This is a genomic window from Methylobacterium iners (assembly GCF_022179305.1).
In the GTDB taxonomy this organism is placed as follows: Bacteria; Pseudomonadota; Alphaproteobacteria; order Rhizobiales; family Beijerinckiaceae; genus Methylobacterium; species Methylobacterium iners.
The window spans coordinates 1-21,047 of the sequence record NZ_BPQP01000032.1 but is presented as its reverse complement, the minus strand read 5'-3'; the positions used below and the strand labels follow the sequence as shown (position 1 = coordinate 21,047).

19 protein-coding genes are annotated in these 21,047 nt (G+C 69.5%); 6 read left to right on the top strand and 13 right to left on the bottom strand.

The window, feature by feature from the left end:
- Window positions 1-11: 11 nt before the first annotated feature.
- Window positions 12-791: an extensin-like domain-containing protein gene (locus tag MFF55_RS11100; RefSeq protein ID WP_373874786.1), complete on the bottom strand. Its 780-nt coding sequence runs from the start codon at window positions 789-791 to the stop codon at window positions 12-14.
- A gap of 147 nt (window positions 792-938) precedes the next feature.
- On the opposite strand from MFF55_RS11100, the gene MFF55_RS11095 reads away from it, so the two are divergent.
- On the top strand, window positions 939-3,023 hold the full coding sequence (locus tag MFF55_RS11095; protein ID WP_238244152.1) for a M3 family metallopeptidase: 2,085 nt from the start codon (window positions 939-941) through the stop codon (window positions 3,021-3,023).
- Window positions 3,024-3,161: 138 nt separating this feature from the next.
- Window positions 3,162-3,995 carry a hypothetical protein gene (locus MFF55_RS11090; protein ID WP_238244151.1) on the top strand — a complete coding sequence of 278 codons (834 nt, stop codon included), beginning with the start codon at window positions 3,162-3,164 and terminating at the stop codon, window positions 3,993-3,995.
- A gap of 6 nt (window positions 3,996-4,001) precedes the next feature.
- On the opposite strand, the gene MFF55_RS11085 is transcribed toward MFF55_RS11090, so the two are convergent.
- From MFF55_RS11085 to recQ, 8 genes are all read right to left on the bottom strand, one after another.
- Window positions 4,002-4,217 carry a hypothetical protein gene (locus MFF55_RS11085; protein ID WP_238244150.1) on the bottom strand — a complete coding sequence of 72 codons (216 nt, stop codon included), beginning with the start codon at window positions 4,215-4,217 and terminating at the stop codon, window positions 4,002-4,004.
- A gap of 171 nt (window positions 4,218-4,388) precedes the next feature.
- On the bottom strand, window positions 4,389-5,291 hold the full coding sequence (locus tag MFF55_RS11080; RefSeq protein ID WP_238244149.1) for an SMP-30/gluconolactonase/LRE family protein: 903 nt from the start codon (window positions 5,289-5,291) through the stop codon (window positions 4,389-4,391).
- A 22-nt stretch (window positions 5,292-5,313) separates the two neighbouring features.
- The gene (locus MFF55_RS11075) at window positions 5,314-6,216 is read right to left on the bottom strand and encodes an NAD(P)/FAD-dependent oxidoreductase (protein ID WP_238244148.1); all 903 of its coding nucleotides are present in this window, start codon (window positions 6,214-6,216) and stop codon (window positions 5,314-5,316) included.
- Window positions 6,217-6,452: 236 nt separating this feature from the next.
- Window positions 6,453-6,791 carry a Grx4 family monothiol glutaredoxin gene (gene grxD / locus MFF55_RS11070; protein WP_238244147.1) on the bottom strand — a complete coding sequence of 113 codons (339 nt, stop codon included), beginning with the start codon at window positions 6,789-6,791 and terminating at the stop codon, window positions 6,453-6,455.
- A 383-nt stretch (window positions 6,792-7,174) separates the two neighbouring features.
- Window positions 7,175-7,411: a BolA/IbaG family iron-sulfur metabolism protein gene (locus tag MFF55_RS11065; RefSeq protein WP_238244146.1), complete on the bottom strand. Its 237-nt coding sequence runs from the start codon at window positions 7,409-7,411 to the stop codon at window positions 7,175-7,177.
- 19 nt (window positions 7,412-7,430) lie between these two features.
- A complete protein-coding gene (gene purL / locus MFF55_RS11060) occupies window positions 7,431-9,650 on the bottom strand; it encodes a phosphoribosylformylglycinamidine synthase subunit PurL (protein ID WP_238244145.1) in 2,220 nt (739 codons plus the stop codon).
- Window positions 9,651-9,997: 347 nt separating this feature from the next.
- Window positions 9,998-11,161, bottom strand: coding sequence for a hydrolase (locus MFF55_RS11055; protein WP_238244144.1), 1,164 nt, complete (start codon window positions 11,159-11,161; stop codon window positions 9,998-10,000).
- A gap of 176 nt (window positions 11,162-11,337) precedes the next feature.
- Window positions 11,338-13,194 (bottom strand): DNA helicase RecQ, encoded by a 1,857-nt coding sequence (gene recQ, locus MFF55_RS11050; protein ID WP_238244143.1) that lies wholly within the window; start codon window positions 13,192-13,194, stop codon window positions 11,338-11,340.
- Window positions 13,195-13,293: 99 nt separating this feature from the next.
- Here recQ and MFF55_RS11045 point away from each other — a divergent pair, with 99 nt between their 5' ends.
- Both MFF55_RS11045 and MFF55_RS11040 read left to right on the top strand, forming a co-directional pair.
- Window positions 13,294-13,533, top strand: coding sequence for a type II toxin-antitoxin system VapB family antitoxin (locus tag MFF55_RS11045; protein WP_238244142.1), 240 nt, complete (start codon window positions 13,294-13,296; stop codon window positions 13,531-13,533).
- Complete coding sequence (locus MFF55_RS11040) at window positions 13,533-13,937, top strand: type II toxin-antitoxin system VapC family toxin (RefSeq protein ID WP_238244141.1); 405 nt, start codon at window positions 13,533-13,535, stop codon at window positions 13,935-13,937. The genes MFF55_RS11045 and MFF55_RS11040 overlap by 1 nt, the downstream gene beginning before the upstream one ends.
- A 10-nt stretch (window positions 13,938-13,947) precedes the next feature.
- Here MFF55_RS11040 and recF read toward each other — a convergent pair whose 3' ends face one another.
- The 4 genes from recF to rpsT all read right to left on the bottom strand — a co-directional run bounded on the left by recF (window position 13,948) and on the right by rpsT (window position 18,972).
- Window positions 13,948-15,093, bottom strand: a complete 1,146-nt coding sequence (gene recF / locus MFF55_RS11035) for a DNA replication/repair protein RecF (RefSeq protein ID WP_373874790.1) — start codon at window positions 15,091-15,093, stop codon at window positions 13,948-13,950.
- Window positions 15,094-15,136: 43 nt separating this feature from the next.
- Window positions 15,137-16,258 carry a DNA polymerase III subunit beta gene (dnaN, locus tag MFF55_RS11030; RefSeq protein ID WP_238244140.1) on the bottom strand — a complete coding sequence of 374 codons (1,122 nt, stop codon included), beginning with the start codon at window positions 16,256-16,258 and terminating at the stop codon, window positions 15,137-15,139.
- A gap of 139 nt (window positions 16,259-16,397) precedes the next feature.
- Entirely contained in the window at window positions 16,398-17,912 is a 1,515-nt protein-coding gene (gene dnaA / locus MFF55_RS11025) for a chromosomal replication initiator protein DnaA (protein ID WP_238244203.1), read from the bottom strand.
- A 793-nt stretch (window positions 17,913-18,705) separates the two neighbouring features.
- Window positions 18,706-18,972 carry a 30S ribosomal protein S20 gene (rpsT, locus tag MFF55_RS11020; RefSeq protein WP_238244139.1) on the bottom strand — a complete coding sequence of 89 codons (267 nt, stop codon included), beginning with the start codon at window positions 18,970-18,972 and terminating at the stop codon, window positions 18,706-18,708.
- 268 nt (window positions 18,973-19,240) lie between these two features.
- Between rpsT and speB the strand changes: the two genes are divergently transcribed.
- Complete coding sequence (gene speB / locus MFF55_RS11015) at window positions 19,241-20,257, top strand: agmatinase (RefSeq protein WP_238244138.1); 1,017 nt, start codon at window positions 19,241-19,243, stop codon at window positions 20,255-20,257.
- Between the two features lie 15 nt (window positions 20,258-20,272).
- Window positions 20,273-20,674 (top strand): VOC family protein, encoded by a 402-nt coding sequence (locus tag MFF55_RS11010; protein ID WP_238244137.1) that lies wholly within the window; start codon window positions 20,273-20,275, stop codon window positions 20,672-20,674.
- Window positions 20,675-21,047 lie beyond the last annotated feature (373 nt).

Below are 21,047 nucleotides of genomic sequence, written 5' to 3'. Positions count from 1 at the left end.
CGTGACCCCGCCTACTGGCAGAGGCGATGGCCCGCGTTCCGCTCGCGCTCGTCGAGATGGAGGTGGTTGGCGTGGGCGGCGTCGGAGCCCGGGCCGAGCACCGTGCGGAAGAAGCTGCAGGCGCGGGCGCGGACCGCAGCCTGGAAGGTCGCCTCGGGCGTCCCCGCCGGCAGCTTCCCCACGCCGATGGCGAGGCGGCCCGTGAAGCCGTAGCCCATGACGTCGATGCCGTTGGCGAAGGCGTGCTCGCTCAGGCGCGCGTCCGGATCGTGGTTCTGGCCGCGGCACTCGTAGGAGGTGCCGATCGAGAGGCTCGCCAGGGGCTGCCCGAGGTCGCGCTCTGCGGCGACCTGAACCTCCGTCGCCCAGCGCGCCAGCGCCTCGGCCGCGCCGCAGACCAGGGTAAGAGGGGTCGACAGGGAGATCCCCGCGAGCGCCGTCACCTTCAGGGGCCGCGCCGCGCCGCATTGCCCGTTGGCGATTGCCGGCAGGGGCTCGAAGGTGGCGCCGAGCCGTTCGAGGCGGCGGCGGCAAGCGGCGTCGTCCGCCGCCGGAACCGTCGGGGCGAGCGCCGGCTCCCGAGCGAACTCGGCGGGGCGCTGCGGCGGCAGGGGCGTCTCCGCGGCCGTCGCCTCGGGGGGCTTCGGCGGGTCGGGCGGCGCGGGGCTGAGTTCCAGCGGTCGCTCGGGCGGCAGCGGGACCGGCGGGGCCGCACGCTCCTCGGCCGCGATGGGACCAAGCCCGCCCGCGAGGAGCATGGCCGCGATAGCGAGGGATCGACGCAGAGCCATGCTGTTCCCGCTTCCATCCCTCGACGACGGGACACAAACGGGCGCGATGCGCATTCGATCCAGGCACCGCGTCCGAAGGTCGGCTTTGCGCGAGCGGCATCGCCACCTACCTTCGGTCCGACGCACCCGAAAGCGCGAAGGACGACCATGACCGCAAACCAAGCCCCCGAGATCCAGGCTGGCCCGGCCGCGGATGCCGGCCCCTTCGCGGAGGCGGTCTGGGCGACCCCGTACTGCCTGCCGCCCTTCGAGCGGATCCGTCCCGAGCACTACCTGCCCGCCTTCGAGCGGGCGATCGCCGCGCACGAGGCGGAGATCGCGACGATCGCCGGCGACGCCCGTACGCCGGACTTCGCGAACACCGTCGCGGCGCTGGAGCGGGCGGGACAGGATCTCGACCGCGTGGCCTCGGTCTTCTTCAATCTGAGCGGGAGCCACACGAATCCCGAGCTGCAGGCCGTCGAGCGGACGATTACGCCGCGGCTGGCCCGCCACGGCAGCGCGATCTACCTGAACGCCGCGCTCTGGGCCCGGATCTCGGCCATCGATCCGAACGCCGAGGCGCTGGGCGACGAGGAGCGGCGCGTCCTCGACCGCTACCGCACCCGCTTCCGGCGCGCGGGCGCCGACCTCGCGCCCGAGGCGAAGGAGCGGATGGCGGCGATGGCCGGCCGCCTGGCCGAGCTCGGCACCAGCTTCAGCCAGAACCTGCTCGCCGACGAGAGCAGCTTCGTCCTGCCGCTCGACGGCGAGGACGACTTGGCCGGCCTGCCGCCCTTCCTGCGCGCGGCCGCCGCCAGTGCCGCCGAGGCGCGCGGCGGCGAGCACCGCCACGTCATCACCCTGTCGCGCTCGCTCATCGAGCCCTTCCTCGTCTTCTCGACGCGACGCGACCTGCGCGAGCGGGCCTACGAGGCCTGGATCCGCCGGGGCGAGGGCGGCGGCCCTACCGACAACCGCGCGATCATCCGCGAGATCATCGCGCTCAGGGCCGAACGGGCGCGCCTCCTCGGCTACGAGAGCTTCGCCCATTTCAAGCTCGCCGACACCATGGCGAAATCGCCCGATTCCGCGATGGACCTGCTCCGCGCCGTCTGGGCGCCGGCCCGCGCCCGCGCCGCGGCCGAGCGCGATCGGCTCCAGGCGATCGTTCAGGCCGATGGCGGCAACTTCGCCCTGGCGCGGCACGATTGGCGCCATTACGCCGAGAAGCTGCGTCGCGCGGAGCACGACCTCGACGAGGGCGAGATCAAGCCGTACCTGCCGCTGGAGGGCGTGATCGCCGCGGCCTTCGACACGGCCTCGCGGCTGTTCGGATTGCGCTTCGAGGAGCTCTCGGATTTTCCGCGCTACCACCCGGACGTGCGCGCCTGGGCGGTGCGCGACGCCGACGGCTCGGAGGTCGGCCTGTTCCTCGGCGATTACTTCGCGCGATCCTCGAAGCGCAGCGGCGCCTGGATGAGCGCCTTCCGCTCGCAGGAGCGCCTGGATGACGACATCCGGCCGATCATCGTCAACGTGATGAACTTCGCGCGGGCTCCGGAGGGTGAGCCGACGCTGCTCTCCTTCGACGACGCGCGCACCCTGTTCCACGAGTTCGGCCACGCCCTGCACGGGCTCCTCTCCGACGTGACCTACCCGCTGCTCGCCGGCACCGCCGTGTCCGGCGATTTCGTGGAATTGCCCTCGCAGCTCTACGAGCATTGGCTCGAGCAGCCCGACGTGCTGCGCGCCTATGCCCGGCACTACCAGACCGGCGAGCCGATGCCGGAGGATCTGCTGAACCGGCTCCTCGCCGCCCGCAGCTTCAATCAGGGGTTCTCCACCGTGGAGTACACCTCCTCGGCGATCGTCGACATGACGCTCCACCTCTCCGCCGCCGGCGAGGACGGCCTTGACGTCATCGCCTTCGAGGCCGACGCCCTGGAGCGGATCGCCATGCCGGCGGAGATCGCGATGCGGCACCGCTCGCCGCACTTCGCGCACATATTCTCGGGCGACGGCTACGCAGCCGGCTACTACAGCTATCTCTGGTCGGAGGTGCTCGACGCCGACGCCTTCGACGCCTTCCGCGAGGCCGGCGACATCTTCGACCCGGAGACCGCCGCCCGGCTGCGCAAGTTCGTGTACGGGGCCGGCAACCTGCGCGACCCGAGCGAGGCCTACACCGCCTTCCGCGGGCGTCTGCCGAGCATCGACCCGCTGCTGCGCAAGCGCGGGCTCGCGGCGTGAGACTCGGTCTCCTCGGCCTCGGTCGTGCGTATCCCTCCCCATCGCGGGGGAGGGATACGTGCACGTCAGGCTACGGTAACCCTTCGGTAAACAAACGTCGTTAATCCAAGCTTGTCGAGCCATCGGGAAGCACGGGTCATGACGGACAAGGTCGTCGAGGTGAAGGATGCCGGCACGAAGGCAGCGCCTTCGCCGGAGGCTCTGCTGAAGGAAGCCGTGGCGGGCGCGCGCAAGGAGCCGGCCGCCACCGCGGCGGTCGCCAAAAGCCGTCTGCTGACTCTCAAGAACCATCCGCAGGCGCGCAGCCTAGGGCTTGCCCTGGGCGCGCTGACCCTCGGCGCCATCATCGGCGCGAGCGCGATGTCGGCGACAGCGCCCCGCGCCGGGCATACGGCGGCCTTCGTCGCCCAGCTCAGCCAGGGCTTGGAGGCCGGGCGCCTCGATGCCGCCCGCCTCAGCACCGAGATCGGCCGCGTCGGCGAAGGCGTCCTCGGGCTGCGCGAAGAGAACGATGCGGCTCGCCAGGCGGACAAGGCTCGGATCGCGGCTCTCACCGATCGTCTGGCCCGGCTCGAACAGACCCTCGTCGCCAAGATCGGCTCGCTCGCCGAACGGCAGGAGCAGCTTGCCCGCGAGCAGGGCGCGAAGGTCGCCGCGCTCGGCACGCAGATCGAGCGGCAGGCCCAGGCGCCCGCCGCGATCGCCCCGCAAGCGAGCAGACCCGCTCCGGCGGAGCCGGTCCAGACCGGCGCCATCCCGGACGCGAAGCCGAAGCCCGCGGCGATCGAGACCTGGGCCGTGCGCGAAGTCTATGACGGGATCGCAGTGCTGGAAGACCGCAAGCGACGCCTCGTCGAGGTCGGGATCGGCGACACCGTGCCGGGAGCCGGCCGGGTGGAGACGATCGAGCGCCGCGGCCGGGCCTGGACGGTCGTGACGAAGCAGGGCCTCATCACGCCGCAGGCCTGGTAGGGTTCATCACGCGAGCGGGATCACCGCCTCGATGTCGGACGGAACGATCGGATAGCGCGGCTCGATGGTCATCGGATCGGCCATTGCGGCGGCGCAATCGGCCCGGCAGCGGCCATGGGTCAGGGCGCGCACCCGCTCATCGTGCGAGGGATGAAGGACCGCGGCGAGGAAGGCGAGGCCTTCCAGGTCGGATTCGAGGGTCTTGGCTTCGAACACTGGCATGGCGGTCACCGACCTGAGCCGTAGGGGACGTGAATCCGGGGCGCGCAAACTCGGCTGTTGGCAGATAATGTGCACAACGGCAATAGGTTCCCGGCGCCGTGGTTTCTTAACGAATAATTCAATGTTGCGTCGCGCCCAAGATTTCGCGGTGCGCAAGCGCACGCCGGGCCACTATTCGCCGGCTTCGATGAGCCCTTCGCGACTTCCGAAGACCTGGGCGGCCAGGCCTCGCACCGCCGTCTCGACCACGAAGAGATGTCCCGCCACGGGATCGGTCGCGGGGTCGCGCGCTCTCAGCGCGGTCGTCACGTAGAGGTCCGTGAGGTCCGCTCCGCCGAACGCGCATTTCGTCACGAGGTCGGTCGGCATGGGGACGACGAGCTCTGGCGCCCCCTCGGGCGTGAAGCGCGTGACGCGTGCGCCGCCGTAATGGCAGACCCAGAGATGGCCTTCCGCATCGACGGTGAGCCCGTCGGGCTTGCCCCAATTTCTGGGGAAAACAATCAGCGGCCGGGGCTCGCCCGAAAAACCGTCACGAATCACATGCGACCGGACCACGCCGTTGGCGGTGTCCGCCGTATAGGCCGTTGCGCCGTCGGGGCTCAGGACCGGGCCGTTCGTCACGGCCGCCTGCCCCCCGAAGCTTCTCAGATCGCTTCCGTCCCAGCGGAAGAAGCCTCCCGTGGTTCCGCTCTCCCCGTCGTCCATGGTGCCGAAGTAGAGGGCGCCGTCGGGCCCGACCTGACCGCTGTTGAGCCGGTTCCCAGGCGGATGCGGCTCGGGCTTCACCAGCGGCTCGCGATGGCCGTCGGAGAGGCGCAGCCGCTCAACGCCCGACGTGAAGCCCGCCAGCACCACGTCCGGGTCCGAGGTCAGCAGCGCGAAGCTGATCTTCTCGCCGACCGCGAAGCGTTCCGTCTCGCTGCGTCCCGGGTGGTGCCGCCACACGGCGGGGTCCTCGATGTCGACCCAGATGAGGTGGTCGGAGCGAGCGTCCCAGGTCACCTCCTCGCCGAGCGTGCAGCGGCAGGGAACGGCGACCCGCGGCTCGCCGCCATGGACGGGAATGCTCATCGCGCCATCCTGCCGGGTCGCCTCATGAGGCCGTGTCCGCGCGCAGCAATTCGGTGTTGATCGCGAAGGCGGCCATCGCGCCCTCGGCGGCGGCGACCACGGCGAACTGCACCCGCCGCGAGGCGTCGCCTGCGACGTAGAGCCCGGGGACGTTCGTCTTCTCGTATTCCTCGGTCGGCACGGTACCCTTGCGCGTGAGCTCGCAGCCGAGCTGGCGGATCAGCTCCGAGGGCAGGCAGGCCTCCGGCATCAGGAAGATCGCGTGGCAGGGCAGGGCGGTCCCGTCCCCGAGCACGAGCCGGGACGGGCGATCGCCGTCGCCCTCCAGGCGCGAGAGCGGGGCCTCCATCACGCGGATACCGTGGCGGTCGAGGCGGGCGCGGTCCTTGTCGGAAAAGTCCGTCTCGCGTCCGTCCGTGCACAGGGTCACGTCGGCGCTCCAGACCGTCAGCTCGAGGGCGAGGCCCTTGGCCCCCGGCCCATGGCCGTAGGCGATCAGGGGTTTGTCGCGGGCCTCGTAGCCGTCGCAATAGGGGCAGGAATGCACGCCGTGACCCCAATAGGTCTCGAAGCCGTCGACCTCCGGCAAGTTCTGGTCGAGGCCCGTGGCGAGGAGGAGCCGGCGCGCCCGCTCCCGCGACCCGTCGGAGAGGACGACCTCGAAGGCGTCGCCATCGCGGCGGGCCTCCAGGACCTCCGTCTCGCGGCACTCGACCGTGTCGTAGCGGTCGAGGTCGGCCCGGCCCAGCGCGCGCAACTCGGCCGGCGGCGTGCCGTCGCGGGTGAAGACGCCCCAGGTTCGCGGCGAGCCCGCATTGCGCGGCCGATTGGCATCGCAGAGGAGCACGGTGCGCCGGCAACGGGCGAGGATGAGCGCCGCATTGAGGCCTGCCGGCCCGCCGCCCACGATGATGACGTCTCGCATGGATCGACGGCTCCACGGGGATGTCCCGTGCTGCGTCAACCCGGAAGGGGCGCGGCCGTTCTCAGAAAGATGCGCTCCACGAAGAAGGCGTCCGCGCGTCCCCTGCTACCGCTCGGTCGGCTGGGTCCATGACAGGCATGGCAGCGTTGCCGGCTTCTTCCTGGACGCTCGGCGGGTCCCGCGACGGTTCCCTCTCCTGTAGGAAGAGGGAGCCCCGGCGCGTCACGGACTGACGTTCAGGCCGCCGTCGCCTTCACGGGCACGCCCTTCTCGGACAGGAATTGCTGCAGCTCGCCGGACTGGAACATCTCGCGGGCGATGTCGCAGCCGCCGACGAACTCGCCCTTGACGTAGATCTGCGGAATGGTCGGCCAGTTCGAGAAGACCTTGATGCCGTCGCGCACGGCCATGTCGTCCAGCACGTTCACGCCCTTGAACGGGACTTCGAGGTAGTTGAGAATCTGAACGACCTGGCCGGAGAAGCCGCACATCGGGAATTGCGGCGTGCCCTTCATGAACACGACCACATCCTGGGACTTGATCTCGTTCTCGATCGTGGTGTTGACGTCGGTCATGTGAAGTTCCTTGCTGGTCCCTTGTGGTCACGCGCGACACGGCGGTGGAGCACGTGTCTGCAAGCTCAGCGGTCGACGGTTCCGGCAATCATCTTCAAAACGCCATCGAGATAAAACCGATCCGTCAGTAATGCATCAGGCGGGACCGGACACGCAAACGGCAAGTCCGGTAGCAGGTCTGTCCGTCCGGTAGCAGGTCTGTCCGAAAACCACCATATTGGCCTCGGCGTTCGTCCGCGCAATGGCTCAGATGTGATCCCAGTTGAGGCGTCGGCGCATCGACGGCTCGAGACGCAAATACGCCGCCTGCTGCTCGGCCCAGGTCACGATGTCGTCGTCGTAGAGGCTCGGCTGATCCATGCGGTCGGCCCTGCGGCAGCGGTTCAATCCTGCGGGACGCCCGTAGTCAGCGCAAGCGCGTGGAGCACGCCCCCCATCCGCCCCTGGAGCGCGCCGTAGACGAGCTGGTGCTGGGCCACCCGCGTCTTCCCCTTGAAGGCTGCGGAGATGACGGTGGCCGCGTAGTGATCGCCGTCGCCGGCGAGATCCTTGATCTCGATCCGGGCATCGGGAAAGGCCTCAAGGATCATGGCCTCGATCTCGCGCGCTTCCATCGGCATGGTCGTTCTCCTTGTGCCCTCAGGCGGCCGCGGGCCGGCTCGCCATGTAGGCCGGCAGCCAGCCCTCGTGGGCCTCACGAAGCGCTGCGACCGATATGGTTTCGCCGCCGGGCAGCGTCAAATCCGTGCCGCCGGTCACGCCGACGACACCGGCCGCGATCCCCTGCGCTGAGGCGCTGTAGAGCAGGTCCGGCACCGTCTCCGGATCGACAGCGAGGAGGTAGCGGGCCTGGTCCTCGCCGAAGAGCCAGGCGTGGGCGGGCAGGCCCTCCGGCGCCTCGGGCAGGGCCGCGCCGATCCCGCCGGCCATCGCCATCTCGGCGAGCGCCACGGCGAGCCCGCCGTCGGAGAGATCGTGGACCGTGTCGACGAGGCCCGACGTGATCAGGCCGCGCACGAAGTCGCCGTTGCGGCGCTCGGCGGCGAGGTCGACCGGCGGCGGCGCGCCCTCCTCGCGGGCGGCGATCTCGGAGAGGTAGACGGACTGGCCGAGCCAGCCCGCGGTCGCGCCGACCAGCACCAGCATGTCGCCCTCGCGCTTGAGCGCGATCGTGGCGTGGCGGGTCACGTCGTCGAGCACGCCGACGCCGCCGATGGTCGGGGTCGGCAGGATGCCGACGCCGTTGGTCTCGTTGTAGAGGGAGACGTTGCCCGACACGACGGGGAAGTCGAGCGCGAGGCAAGCCTCGCCGATTCCCTTCAGGCAGCCGACGAGCTGGCCCATCACCTCGGGCTTCTCCGGATTGCCGAAATTGAGGTTGTCGGTGATGGCGAGCGGGCGACCGCCCACCGCATTGATGTTGCGCCAGGCCTCGGCCACGGCCTGCCTTCCGCCCTCGACGGGATCGGCCTCACAGTAGCGCGGGGTCACGTCGCAGGTCAGCGCGAGTCCCTTCGGGCCGTCCTCCACCCGCACGATCGCCGCATCGCCGCCGGGCTTCTGCACGGTGTTGCCGAGGATGAAGTGGTCGTACTGCTCGTAGACCCAGCGCTTCGACGACAAGTCGGGCGAGCCGACGAGCCGCTTCAGCGCCTCGGCATGGCCGACGGGCGCCGGCACGTCCGAGGCCGCGATCACGGGCTGGTGCGTGTTGGCGATGTGCGGACGATCGTAGAGCGGCGCCTCGTCGCCGAGCTCCTTGATCGGCAGGTCGGCCATGGTCACGCCGTCGTGCTTGATCACGAAGCGCAGGGTGTCGGTGGTGTGGCCGATGATCGCGAAATCGAGCCCCCATTTCACGAAGATGGCCTGCGCCTCCGCCTCCATGCCGGGCTTGAGCACCATGAGCATTCGCTCCTGGCTCTCGGACAGCATCATCTCGTAGGCGCTCATGTTCTCTTCGCGGGCGGGCACCTTCTCGATGTGCAGCTCGACACCGAGATCGCCCTTGGCGCCCATCTCGACGGCCGAGCAGGTGAGGCCGGCCGCGCCCATGTCCTGGATCGCGATGACGGCGCCGGACGCCATCAGCTCGAGACAGGCCTCGAGCAGCAGCTTCTCGGCGAAGGGATCGCCCACCTGCACGGTGGGGCGCTTCGATTCGGACGAATCGTCGAACTCGGCCGAGGCCATGCTGGCGCCGTGGATGCCGTCGCGGCCGGTCTTCGAGCCGAGATAGACGATCGGGTTCCCGACGCCCGTCGCGGCCGCGTAGAAGATGCCGTCCGTCCTCGCCAGGCCCACCGCCATGGCGTTGACGAGGATGTTGCCGTCGTAGCGGCGGTGGAAGCCGACGGCGCCGCCCACCGTCGGCACGCCGAAGGAATTGCCGTAGCCGCCGATGCCCGCCACGACGCCGGAGACGAGGTGGCGCGTGCGCGGATGATCGGGCGAGCCGAAGCGGAGCGCGTTCAGCGCCGCGATCGGCCGCGCGCCCATGGTGAAGACGTCGCGCAGGATGCCGCCGACACCGGTCGCCGCGCCCTGATAGGGCTCGATGAAGCTCGGATGGTTGTGGCTCTCCATCTTGAAGACGCAGGCGAGCCCGTCGCCGATATCGATGACGCCGGCATTCTCGCCCGGCCCCTGGATGACGTGAAGGCCCGTGGTCGGCAGGCCGCGCAGGTGCTTGCGCGAGGACTTGTACGAGCAGTGCTCGTTCCACATCGCCGAGACGATGCCGAGCTCGGTCAGCGTCGGATCGCGCCCGATCAACCCGCGGAAGCGCTCGTACTCGTCCGGCGTCAGGCCGTGCTGCTTGATCAGCTCGGGCGTGATCGGAACATCGTTGCGGAACATGCGGCTCCCCTCGACCGGCTCCCGCAGCCGGACCCGGACGGCACGGCTCTAGTCGGTCAATGCCCGGGCTGGCAACAATCGATGGGCGAACACAAGGGCCTTGAACTCAGGTTAGCGGTAGGCCCTCCTTGTCCAGGGCACGACCGCTTTGACCACCAAACACCGTCATTCCGGGGCGCCGCAGGCGAACCCGGAATCCAGAGCCGCCGACAGAGCCATGCTTGGTACTCATAGCGGTTCTAGATTCCGGGTTCCGCTTTGCGGCCTCGGAATGACAGTGTTTGGTTTTCCATTCGTTGTCGAACGCGATGTTAGCCCGCGTTCGGAGCCCTGGAGCGAGCGCATCGCTACCAGCCGTCCTTTTCCATGGGCTGACCGAAGGGCTGTGCCTTAATGCTCCGCCAGCGCTCGATGAGAACGTGGATCGGCTCGGGGCCGGTCACGAAGGCGATGTAGTCGAAGGTCTCTAGGCTCTCGCTCGACATGAGGAGCTGGAAGTGCATCTGGAAGAGGTTCCACTTCCGGCGATTCAGCGTGCGCCGCGCGACGAGATCCGGCATCCGGATGTGGAACTCGACCGGCCGGTTCGCCTTGGGCGAGGGCAGGCCGGAGGCGCTCAGGGGATCGCGCTTGTAGATCGAGAGCCAGTCCCACTTCGTGCGGATGTCGAGCCAGCCGATCGCCTCGGAGGCCGCGACGCGCGCCAGCGCCCCCCGCACGGCCCCGGCGTTCCGGTCCAGCGTGATCCAGGGAATGACGCTTCCGATCGTCACGAAGGAGACCGGCGTGCCGCGCTGCCCGAAATCGGGATCGCGGATCAGGATCCGGTCGAGGACCTCGAAGCCGAGGAAGCTCGATGACGAGTGCCCGATGAGGACGATCTCGCCGCCGCGCTCCTCGGCCGCGGCGATCTCGGCGGCGAAGGCGTCGAGGCGGGCCTCCAACTCGGGCGTCTTTCCGGCCGCATGGGCATGGGTGAAGGCGGTGTCGTCGACGAGATGGGCGACGAAGAGAGGTTTTCCGCGCGTCACCCGCATCAGCACGGCCAGGATCGCGTAGGCTGCGAAGGGGATGGCCAGCAGGGCAAGGGGCCGCGGAAGCAGGTCGGCCGGGACCAGGAGGAGGCAGGCGGCGAGCGCGAGGCTGAGGAGGACCAGGCCTGCGTAGATGAGGTGGATGCCGAGGATGACGCGGGCGAAGCGCCGGGCCTCGCGACGATAGGCGCGGACGTAGCCGGACCGGTAGAGCCGCCACCACAGGCCGGCCGTTTCGATCAAGCGGCGCCAGTTGGAACGGGGGAAGCGGCCGCGGACGATGTCGTCCCAGCGCAGCAGGGTGTAGCGGGTCGCCTGGCCGTCGGCTTCGACCTCCCAATCCAGCCGGAGCCCGTCGGACGAGCGAGAGGGATCGCCGACCTGGATGGGCGTTCCGCGGCGCTTGGCGGTCAGCCGGGCTTCGCGGCGAAAGAGGCCCCAATAGGTCTCCGGCTCGCGCGGATCGAAGCCCGGCATGTAGAAGACCTGCCGCGACGAGATGGTGTCGGCGCGTCGGTCCGGGATCGAGGCGAGAGGCAGCGAGTCCTGGGGGATGGTTCGATCGTCCGATCAGTGCCGTCTGGGGCGGAGCAGGCCGTCGCGGATGCGCGGGCCACGTCCCTACACGATCCGCCGCCCGACCCGAAACCGGATCAGGCCGTGGCGGTCGACGCCTGATGGAGGAAGTCCGCGATCGCCTCGACGAATCGTGAACCGTAGGCATCCCGCTTGCGCTCGCCGACGCCGTGGACGGTGCGCAGCGCATAGAGGTCGACGGGCTTCACCCGCGCCATCTCGATCAGGGTTCGGTCGGGAAAGACCATGAAGGCCGCGATGCCTTCGGTGCGCGCGATCGTGGCGCGCAGACCTCGCAGGTGCTGGAACAGGGCCTCGTCGGCTTCGCTGAGGTCGAGGGTCGCATCGTCTCGCGGCGCGGCGCCCCTGCGCCGCTCGCGCGCTTCGGCCGCGCGGGGCTCCGGGTCCGGACGGAACTGCACGGCCTCGCGGCCGAACAGGATCGCTTCTCCCTTGTCGGTCAGGCTCAAGCCGCCGTAGCCGTCGCCGTTCTCGGCCACCGCACCGGACGCGAAGAGCTGGCGCAGCATCGCCCGCCAGGCCGCGACCGGCTTGTCGGCGCCGACGCCGAAGGTCTTGAGCTCGCCATGGCCGTTACGGCGGATGGCTTCCGATTCCTTGCCTTGGACCACGTCGCAGACATAGGCCGCGCCGAAGCGCTGGCCGGTCCGCACGATCGCCGAGAGCAGCTTTTGCGCATGCACCGTTCCATCCACCAGCGAGACGCCGCTGCGGCAGAGGTCGCAGCGGCCGCAGGCCTCGCTCGCCTCGCCGAAATAGCCGAGCAGCGACTGGCGCCGGCAGGTCGCGCCCTCGCACAGCGCGATCATCGCCTCGAGCTTGCGTCGTTCGACCCGGCGGCGCTCGTCGGGCACCTCCTTCTCGTCGATCTGCCGGCGGCGCAGCGCCATGTCGTCGAGGCCGTAGATGGTGAGCGTGTCGGCCGGCAGCCCGTCGCGGCCGGCGCGGCCGATCTCCTGGTAATAGCCCTCGACGTTCGAGGGCATGTCGGCGTGGCAGACGAAGCGCACGTCGGGCTTGTTGATGCCCATGCCGAAGGCGACGGTCGCGGTCATCACGACGCCGTCCTCCTGCAGGAAGGTGTCCTGGTTCTTCATGCGCGTGCCCTGGTCCAGGCCGGCATGGTAGGGCAGGGCGTTGAAGCCATCCTTCGCGAGCACCTCGGCGAGCTGTTCCGCGCGCTTGCGCGAGGAGCAGTAGATGATCCCGCTCTCGGAGCGACGATGGCGCAGGAAGCGCTCGATCTGCCGGGTCGGGTTGTCCTTCGGCGCGAAGGTGAGGCGGATGTTCGGCCGGTCGAAGGAATGCACGAATTCCCGCGGGCGCCGGCCGGCGGGAAACAGCCGCTCGGTGATGTCGGCCCGGGTCGCCTTGTCGGCGGTGGCGGTGAGCGCCACGGTCTGAACGTCGCCGAGCGCCTGGCGGGCACGGGCGAGGTCGCGGTACTCGGGCCGGAAGTCGTGGCCCCATTGCGAGACGCAATGGGCCTCGTCGACCGCGAGGCGGCGGATTCCGGCCCCGCGCAGGGCCTCGATCAGCCCGTCCATCATCAGGCGCTCGGGGGACACGAACAGCAGCCGCAGGTCGCCCGACCGGATCAAGCGCCAGGTCTCGCGCGACTGCGCTTCCGCGATGGTCGAGTTCAGGGTCGCGGCGGCGACGCCGAAGCCCCGCATCTGCTGGACCTGATCATGCATCAGCGCGATCAGCGGCGAGACGACGATGGCCAGCGACTGCTCAACCAGTGCGGGCAACTGGTAGGTCATCGACTTGCCCGAGCCCGTCGGCATCACCGCGAACACGTCCTCACCGTCGAGAACCGCGCCGATCACCTCGTCCTGGCCGGTGCGGAAATCGTCGTAGCCGAAGGTGGTTTTCAGGGCGCGTCGGGCTTCGTCGAGGCGGGATGTCATGCCGAATCTTTGATGTGGGCCAAGGGAGGATATGCGCCGAACGGTTGTATCGCCACCGTGTAGACGATATATGCGGACTGCCTACACACGGTGAGTGCCATGCCCCTGAACATCCGCAGCGAAGAGGTCAACCGCCTTGCCGAAGAACTGGCATCGCGCGCACGGGTGAGCAAGACCGAGGCGGTCCGGCTGGCACTTACGAACGAATTGAAGCGGCGTGAGGAGTCGCTTGCGGACTTCCTCGCACGCATCAAGCCGATCCAGGATCGCATCGCCAGCTATCCGGACACGGGGCTGAAGGCGGATAAGGCGTTCTACGACAGCCTCTACGAGGAGTGATGTTCGTCGACGCCTCGGCGCTCGTCGCCATCCTATGCGCAGAGCCCGGGTACTTGGCCGTCGCCGACTGCCTTCGATCCGCCAATGAGCCGATCACCTCCGCTTTCGCGGTCTTCGAGACGGTGATGGCTCTGTGCCGGAAACGTGGATACACGGGGGAGGACGGCGAGGAGGAAATGCGCCGATTTCTCAACGAGGCGGACATCGCGTTCGTCCCTATCGCCGGTGGTGAGGCCCACATTGCGCTCCTTGCGCATGCTCGGTACGGCAAGGGCCGCGGTCACCCGGCTCAACTGAACATCGGTGACTGCTTCGCCTACGTCTGTGCGCGGACCCATGACGTGCCGCTCCTGTTCGTCGGCAACGATTTCTCGAGGACGGACATCACGTCGGCCCTTACTTGAGGGCGCGACCTCACGGGCTTGTCACCCGCCCCTCCGCCACCCGCACCAGATCCGCTCGCCCCTCTAATTCCGCGAACAGCGCCTCGTCCGCCCCCGTCATCCAGACCTGTCCCGGCAGTGCCGCCAGCGCCTCGAACAGCCCCGCCCGGCGGCGCGGGTCGAGATGCGCGGCGACCTCGTCGAGCAGGATCACGGGCGAGAGCCCGCTCATCGCCTGGACGAGGCGGGCATGGGCGAGGACGAGGCCGATGAGCAGCGCCTTCTGCTCGCCGGTCGAGGCCGTTCCCGCGGGCACGTCCTTCGGGCCGTGGCGGACCACGAGGTCGGTGGTCTGGGCGCCGATCAGGGAGCGCCCCGCCGCCCGATCGCGGTGACGGCCCTGGCGCATCGCGACGCGGAAGCGGTCCTCGGCCTCGATCGCCGGCCAGACCGCGACGAGGTCGTCGAGATCGCCCTCCAGGCGGATGCTCGCCCAGGGAAAGGGCTGGGCGTCGTCGCGGCTCTCCGCAATCAGCCGATCGAGCCGCTCGGCGGTCTCGCGGCGTGCGAGCGCGACGGCGATGCCGAGTTCCGCGACTTCGCGCTCGACCGCGTCGAGCCAGCGGCTGTCGTCGGGGCGCTCCTCCAGGAGGCGGTTGCGCGAGCGCAGCGCCCGATCCATCGCGGCGACGCGCGCGCCGTGGGTCGCGTCGACGGCGAGCACCAGCCTGTCCAGGAAGCGGCGGCGGTCGCCGGCCGGCCCGCGAAACAGCCCGTCGAGGTCCGGCGTCAGCCAGACGACCCGCAGGAATTCCGAGAAGGCGATCGGGGAGGGAGCGCTGGCCCCATCGATCCGGCAGACCCGGGCGGCCCGGGTCTCATAGGCGGCGGGCTCGTAGCCGGTCCCGAGCCGGTGCTCGTCCTCGCCCGAGGACAGGGTCATCGAGACGGCGAAACCGCCCGGCCCGCCGGTGCGGGCCATGCCGAGCAGGTCGGCGCGCCGCAGGCCCCGGCCCGGCGAGAACAGCGAGATCGCCTCCAGCAGGTTGGTCTTGCCGGCTCCGTTCTCGCCCACCAGCGCCACGAAGCTGTTGCCGACCGAAAGGTCGAGATCGGCGTGGTTGCGGAAGTCGCGGCAGATCAGGCGGGTGAGGCGCGCGCCACCGCCTAATGGCAGATCCTGCAGCTCAGTGTCCTGGCCTATCGCGAAACAGCCTCGCTCACACCCGCATCGGCATCAGCACGTAGAGCGCCGCCGCGCCCTCGCGGTCCTGGATCAGGGTCGGCGAACCGGGATCGGCGAGCTTGAACAGGGCGGTGTCGCCCTCGAGCTGGCTCGTGATGTCGAGGAGGTAGCGGGCGTTGAAGCCGATATCGAGGGCGGCCGCGTCGTAATCGACGTCGAGCTCCTCCGTGGCGCTGCCCGAATCCGGGTTGTTGACCGAGAGCGCGAGGCGCCCCTCCTGCACGGCGAGCTTCACGGCCCGGCCGCGCTCGGACGAGATCGTCGAGACGCGGTCGACGGCGCGGGCGAAGGGATCGCGCTCCACGGTCAGGAACTTGTCGTTGGCCGTCGGGATCACCCGCTGGTAGTCCGGGAAGGTGCCGTCGATCAGCTTCGAGATCAGCACGACGCCGCTGGCGAACTTGAAGCGGATCTTCGAGGGCGAGAGGTCGACCTCGACGGTCTCGCCGCCATCCTCCACGAGCTTCTGGATCTCGGACACGGCCTTGCGAGGCACGATGATGCCCGGCATGCCGCGGCTGCCCTCGGGGGCGTCCATCTCGACGCGGGCGAGGCGGTGCCCGTCCGTCGCCACCGCCCGGAGCTTCAGGCCCCCGTCGACCTCGAGCGTGTGCAGGTAGATGCCGTTGAGGTAGTATCGCGTCTCCTCGGTCGAGATCGCGAACTGGGTCTTCTCGATCAGTCGCTTGAGGTCGGAGGCCGCCAGCGCGAAGCTGTGGGGCAGCTCGCCGGCGGCGAGGTCCGGAAAATCGCCCTCGGGCAGCGCGCCGAGCGAGAAGCGCGAGCGGCCCGAGCGGATCGTCATCTGCCCCGTCTCGCCGCTGGTCTCCAGAGAGACCTGGGCGCCGTCGGGAAGCTTGCGCACGATGTCGTAGATGACGTGGGCCGGTACCGTCGTGGCGCCGCGATCGACGACGTCGGCGGGCACCGTCTCGGTGACCTCGATGTCGAGGTCGGTCGCCTTGAGCTGCAGGCCGTCCGCCCCGCCTCGGAGGAGCACGTTCGAGAGGATCGGGATGGTGTTGCGGCGTTCCACCACGCGGTGGACGTGCCCGAGCGACCGAAGCAGGGCCGCACGCTCGACAGTGACTCTCATCGCAGGAACTCGTGGCCCCGGGAGAACATCACCGGGGCCGTCTTGAGGGGTTGCTCAGGGCTATTCAGCTTGGCGAAGCGCAACCGCGAAGGCAAGGCCGCAATGACCCCGCGGGAGAGCCATCCCCTCCCGGCGACGATCAATCCTGCAGCATGCGCTTCAGGAGCTCGACCTCCTCGCTGAGCTGCGTGTCCTCGCCGATGAGCTTGTCGATCTTGCGCACGGCGTGGAGCACCGTGGTGTGATCGCGCCCGCCGAAGCGGCGGCCGATCTCGGGGAGCGAGCGCAGGGTGAGCACCTTCGAGAGATACATCGCGATCTGCCGCGGCTTCACGACGGCGGCCGTGCGCCGCTCGGACAGGATGTCGGAGCGCGAGACGTTGTAGCGGGAGGCCACCAGCTTCTGGATGTCCTCGATCTTGATGCGCTTGGGCTCGCGGTTCTTCACGAGGTCGCGGATCGCGGCCTCGGCCGTCTCCATCGTCACGGCGGTGCCGGTGAGCGTCGCGTGGGCGAGCAGCCGGTTCACGGCGCCTTCCAGGTCGCGGCCATTGGCCGTGATCGCGCGGGCGACGTAGGTCGCGACGGTCGGCGAGACCTCGAAGCCCGGATGGGTCGCCCGCACCGCGGCGAGCCGGGCGGAGAGGATCGAGGCGCGCAGCTGCTCGTCGAGGGTGCCGATCTCGACCACGAGGCCGCCGCCGAGGCGCGAGCGCACGCGCTCCTCGAGGGCTTCGAGCTCCGTCGGCGGGCGGTCGGAGGCGACGACGATCTGGCGGCCGGCATCGATCAGGGCGTTGATGGTGTGACCGAACTCGGCCTGGATCGACTTGCCCTGGATGAACTGCACGTCGTCGAGGATGAGCAGGTCGATGGCGCGCAGGCGCTCCTTGAAGGCCAGCGCGCTCTGGGTCTTCAGGGCGTTGACGAAGCCGTACATGAAGCGGTCGGCGGTGAGATAGATGACCCGGCGGCCGCTCTCGCGGGCGGCGTGGCCGATGCCGTGGAGGAGGTGGGTCTTGCCCAGGCCCACGCCGGCATGGAGGTAGAGCGGGTTGTAGAGCGCGGTCGCGTCGTCGTTGCGGGCCACGCGCTCGGCGGCGGCATGCGCCAGGGCGTTCGAGCGCCCGACCACGAAATTCGCGAAGGTGAGGCGGTTGTCGAGGGGGGCGCCGTTCAGGTCGCCTGAGCCGGCGTCGCCGCGGGCGGCGGGGAGGGCGTCGGCTTCGGCGGGCAGCGTCAGGTCGCCCTGGACCGGCGCCGGCGTGCCGGCGGCCTGGAGGCGGGCCAGCGGGCTCGCCGGAGCGTGGGGCTTGGGCGCGCCCGACAGGGGGCGGACGGGCGCCGCGGCGCCGCGGACGGCCACCTCGATGCGCGACACCGTCTCGACCTCGCTGCGGAAGGTGGTGAGCACGCGGTCGAGGTAATGGGACTCGATCCAGCTCTTCAGGAAGCGCGTCGGCACGGTGAGGCGGGCCGTGCCGTTGCTGACGGCGTCGAGTTCGAGGCGGGCGAACCAGCTGGCGAACACGTCCTCGCCGAGTTCGGCGCGCAGGCGACGCTTCACGCGGGCCCAGGCGGACACCATATCGACGCCACCCGCCCCGCCACCGGCAGCCTCCGTATTCCCTGCTGCGCTCCCGTCGACCTGCATCATCGCTCTCCTCGCGCCCGGGCGAGCCCGCCTTCAGCGCGTACGCACACGTCACTGTGGTTGCGCCCCGCGAGACGATCGCGAGACCCAGAACATCGCGATGGAGTCAATCCCTCCACCGCAGGCTTTCGTCTATGAACCGACCCTATCAACAATAAGCTACGGTTCTCCTAACAAGCCTGCGCCGGAATCCAGCAAGAGGCGTGGCTCGCATGGTCACTTTGACCCGCGCAGAGTCGAGTTTCGCCCGAGATCTTGCGGACGATTCGGGCATGTCTGAAAAAACAGTGAATTTGCTCGCTTTCGGCGAGACATCATTAATCTACACACGCGCCTAGATTCCGCAACGCGCAAGATTCGCAACAGCGTTAACGGCGCGTGGGGGTGGGCGGAGCGCGCAGGAGGCTTGCTGCGGGCGCTGGATCAGCGGGGATGGCCAGGCCGGGGAAGCGTCGCCCACCACCTTCTCCGCGACGAACATGTCGTGATGCGGTGCCACCTGATCGCTTCCGCTGTTTCAACCACGCCCTTCCCCGGACGGGTGGAGCGTCAGCGGAACCCGATCCGGGGTCCAGCACGGGAGGCCGCGAAGCGTCCGAACCTCGGCGCCGGTGGTCAGGAGCCGCTGACGCGGCAAAGCATCGGCTGGATCCCGAATCGCCTTCCGCTGGCGCTCCAGGCGTCCGGGAAAGGGCCGCGCGCGAAGCAATCGGTCCGACGGGTTAGGATCCGGAACGAAAAGAGCCCGGCGCTGGCGCCGGGCTCTTCCTAAAATCGTCGATGGCGGAAAGGATCAGGCGGCCAGCGCCTTCACCCGCGCGGTGAGGCGCGAGACCTTCCGGGAGGCGTTGTTCTTGTGAACGATGCCGTTCTGCGCGGCCCGCATGATCTCGGGCTCCGCCGCGCGCAGCGCGTCGAGGGCCACGCTCTGATCACCGGAGGCGATCGCCTCCTCGACCTTGCGGACGAAGGTGCGCATGCGCGAGCGACGCGAACGGTTCACGGCAGTCCGCTTCGCGATCTTGCGGGTCATCTTCTTGGCCGACACGGTGTTGGCCATGGGGCATCCTCGTCTCGTCGGGCGGTCCCGACGAGCCCGCGGGCTCAGGTGTCGGGAAACGCGAAAGTGATTGGGGCAATGGCGAAGCCGACGGGCGGGCTCAGACCCGCATCCGTCGGCGAAGCGGCGTCTATAGCCATACGGCTCCGCCCCGTCAACGCGAAGCGCCGAAATGCCTGGACCACGCGGTCGCGACGCGCGGCGCTTGATCTGTGCGAGCCCATGCACGCATCCTCGCGGCAAGCGAAGAGGGTTCGAGGAGGAGGGCATGAGGCAGCCCCTGAGCGAGGCCGATGCCGCGCGGATCGCGCGCCACAAGCCGGCTGTCGGGATGGCGAGCCCGCGCTTCTCGGGCGTGGCGAGCTTCATGCGCCTGCCGCTCATCGATCCGGCCTCAGCCCCCGGCGCCATCGACATCGCGCTTCTCGGCATTCCCTTCGACGGGGCCACCACCAACCGCCCGGGTGCCCGCCTCGGTCCGCGCGGGGTGCGCGAGGCCTCGACCGGCACCCGCCTCTTCAACCCCGTCACCGGGATCGCGCCCTACGAGATCGCCGCCTGCGCGGATGTCGGCGACGTGCCCGTGAACCCCATCGACGCGGCCGAGACCTGCCGCCGGATCGAGGCCTTCGTGGCGCCGCTGCGAGCGGCCGGCATCGTTCCGCTCTCGGTCGGCGGCGATCACCTCGTCACCTATCCCATCCTGCGGGCGCTCGGCCGCGACCGGCCGCTCGGGCTCATCCACATCGACGCCCACTCCGACACCGACGATTCCCAGTACGACGGCACCCGGCTCACCCACGGCACGCCGTTCCGCCGGGCGGTGGAGGACGGCGTCCTCGATCCACGCCGCTGCGTGCAGATCGGCATCCGCGGCAGCCTCGATGCCGCCGACGAGCGCGATTGGGCGCTGGCGCAAGGCATGCGCGTCATCCCGATGGAGGAGGTGCTGGTGCGCGGCCTGCCGGAGGTGGTGGCCGAGGCCAGGACCCTCGTCGGCGAGGCGCCGGCTTATCTCAGCTTCGACATCGACGCCCTCGATCCCGCCTACGCACCGGGCACCGGCACGCCGGAATGGGGCGGCTTCAGCTCGCGCGAGGCCCTGTTCCTGGTCCGGGCGCTCCGCGGCCTCGACCTCGTCGGGGCGGACGTCGTCGAGGTGGCGCCGCCCCTCGACATCACCGGCGTCACCGCGCTCGCCGGGGCGACGCTCGCCTTCGAGATCCTGTGCCTGCTGGCGGAGGGCGTCGCCCGGCGACGGGAGGCCGCGGACCCGACGCCCTAAGAGGAGATGCCTGCCATGCGCATGATCTTCGTCAACCTGCCGGTGAAGGATCTGGAGGCCTCCAAGACCTTCTTCTCGGCGCTCGGCTTCGGCTTCGACGCTCGGATGACCGACGCGAACGCCGCCTGCATGATCGTGTCCGAGACGAGCTTCGTCATGCTGCTGACCGAGGCGCGCTTCCGCGACTTCATCACCGGCGAGATCAGCGACGCCCACAGGGCGACGGAGGTCCCGACCTGCCTCTCGGCGGAGAGCCGCGAGGAGGTGGACGATCTGCTCGCACGGGCGCTCGCGGCCAGCGCCAAGCCCTGGAAGCCGGCGATGGATTACGGCTTCATGTACGGCGTGAGCTTCCAAGATCTCGACGGCCATGTCTGGGAGCTAATGCACATGGACGCGAGCGCTCAGGCGGGGTGAGGGGCACCTCTTCCGCCCCTGTGGGGAGGAGTTGGAGGTGGGGCTGGCTGACCCTCCGCGGTAGCAGGCGGAACCAGCCCGACCCGCGGCGCCAGAGGGGGCTTCTTCACAACCCCTTTGTCATTCCGGGGCGCCGCAGGCGAGCCCGGAACCCAGAACCTCGCCGAGTGCCAGGCATGGCTGTGCCGGCGGCTCTGGGTCCCTGTGTGTGGGGGATGTGTCAGGCTGGAAGCGGGCGGGAGACCGTTGGGTCCGTGGTGGCAACACCGTAGTCCGGCCAGGTCCCCGCCCGCCCCTGAAGACCCGCAACCTGAACAGTTGATCGAGGCCGCGCCAACGGACCTCGCAGCACAGGGAGAGGCCCCATGATCAT

What these genes read in the sequence shown, in the direction of transcription:
- MFF55_RS11075 (WP_238244148.1), bottom strand. Translation starts at nt 6,216, where the DNA reads ATGCGAGACGTCATCATCGTGGGCGGCGGGCCGGCAGGCCTCAATGCG.
- MFF55_RS11095 (WP_238244152.1), top strand. Translation starts at nt 939, where the DNA reads ATGACCGCAAACCAAGCCCCCGAGATCCAGGCTGGCCCGGCCGCGGAT.
- purL (WP_238244145.1), bottom strand. Translation starts at nt 9,650, where the DNA reads ATGTTCCGCAACGATGTTCCGATCACGCCCGAGCTGATCAAGCAGCAC.
- MFF55_RS11100 (WP_373874786.1), bottom strand. Translation starts at nt 791, where the DNA reads ATGGCTCTGCGTCGATCCCTCGCTATCGCGGCCATGCTCCTCGCGGGC.
- dnaN (WP_238244140.1), bottom strand. Translation starts at nt 16,258, where the DNA reads ATGAGAGTCACTGTCGAGCGTGCGGCCCTGCTTCGGTCGCTCGGGCAC.
- dnaA (WP_238244203.1), bottom strand. Translation starts at nt 17,912, where the DNA reads ATGCAGGTCGACGGGAGCGCAGCAGGGAATACGGAGGCTGCCGGTGGC.
- MFF55_RS11065 (WP_238244146.1), bottom strand. Translation starts at nt 7,411, where the DNA reads ATGCCGATGGAAGCGCGCGAGATCGAGGCCATGATCCTTGAGGCCTTT.
- speB (WP_238244138.1), top strand. Translation starts at nt 19,241, where the DNA reads ATGAGGCAGCCCCTGAGCGAGGCCGATGCCGCGCGGATCGCGCGCCAC.
- MFF55_RS11085 (WP_238244150.1), bottom strand. Translation starts at nt 4,217, where the DNA reads ATGCCAGTGTTCGAAGCCAAGACCCTCGAATCCGACCTGGAAGGCCTC.
- recQ (WP_238244143.1), bottom strand. Translation starts at nt 13,194, where the DNA reads ATGACATCCCGCCTCGACGAAGCCCGACGCGCCCTGAAAACCACCTTC.
- MFF55_RS11090 (WP_238244151.1), top strand. Translation starts at nt 3,162, where the DNA reads ATGACGGACAAGGTCGTCGAGGTGAAGGATGCCGGCACGAAGGCAGCG.
- MFF55_RS11010 (WP_238244137.1), top strand. Translation starts at nt 20,273, where the DNA reads ATGCGCATGATCTTCGTCAACCTGCCGGTGAAGGATCTGGAGGCCTCC.
- MFF55_RS11045 (WP_238244142.1), top strand. Translation starts at nt 13,294, where the DNA reads ATGCCCCTGAACATCCGCAGCGAAGAGGTCAACCGCCTTGCCGAAGAA.
- MFF55_RS11040 (WP_238244141.1), top strand. Translation starts at nt 13,533, where the DNA reads ATGTTCGTCGACGCCTCGGCGCTCGTCGCCATCCTATGCGCAGAGCCC.
- MFF55_RS11080 (WP_238244149.1), bottom strand. Translation starts at nt 5,291, where the DNA reads ATGAGCATTCCCGTCCATGGCGGCGAGCCGCGGGTCGCCGTTCCCTGC.
- MFF55_RS11055 (WP_238244144.1), bottom strand. Translation starts at nt 11,161, where the DNA reads ATGCCGGGCTTCGATCCGCGCGAGCCGGAGACCTATTGGGGCCTCTTT.
- grxD (WP_238244147.1), bottom strand. Translation starts at nt 6,791, where the DNA reads ATGACCGACGTCAACACCACGATCGAGAACGAGATCAAGTCCCAGGAT.
- rpsT (WP_238244139.1), bottom strand. Translation starts at nt 18,972, where the DNA reads ATGGCCAACACCGTGTCGGCCAAGAAGATGACCCGCAAGATCGCGAAG.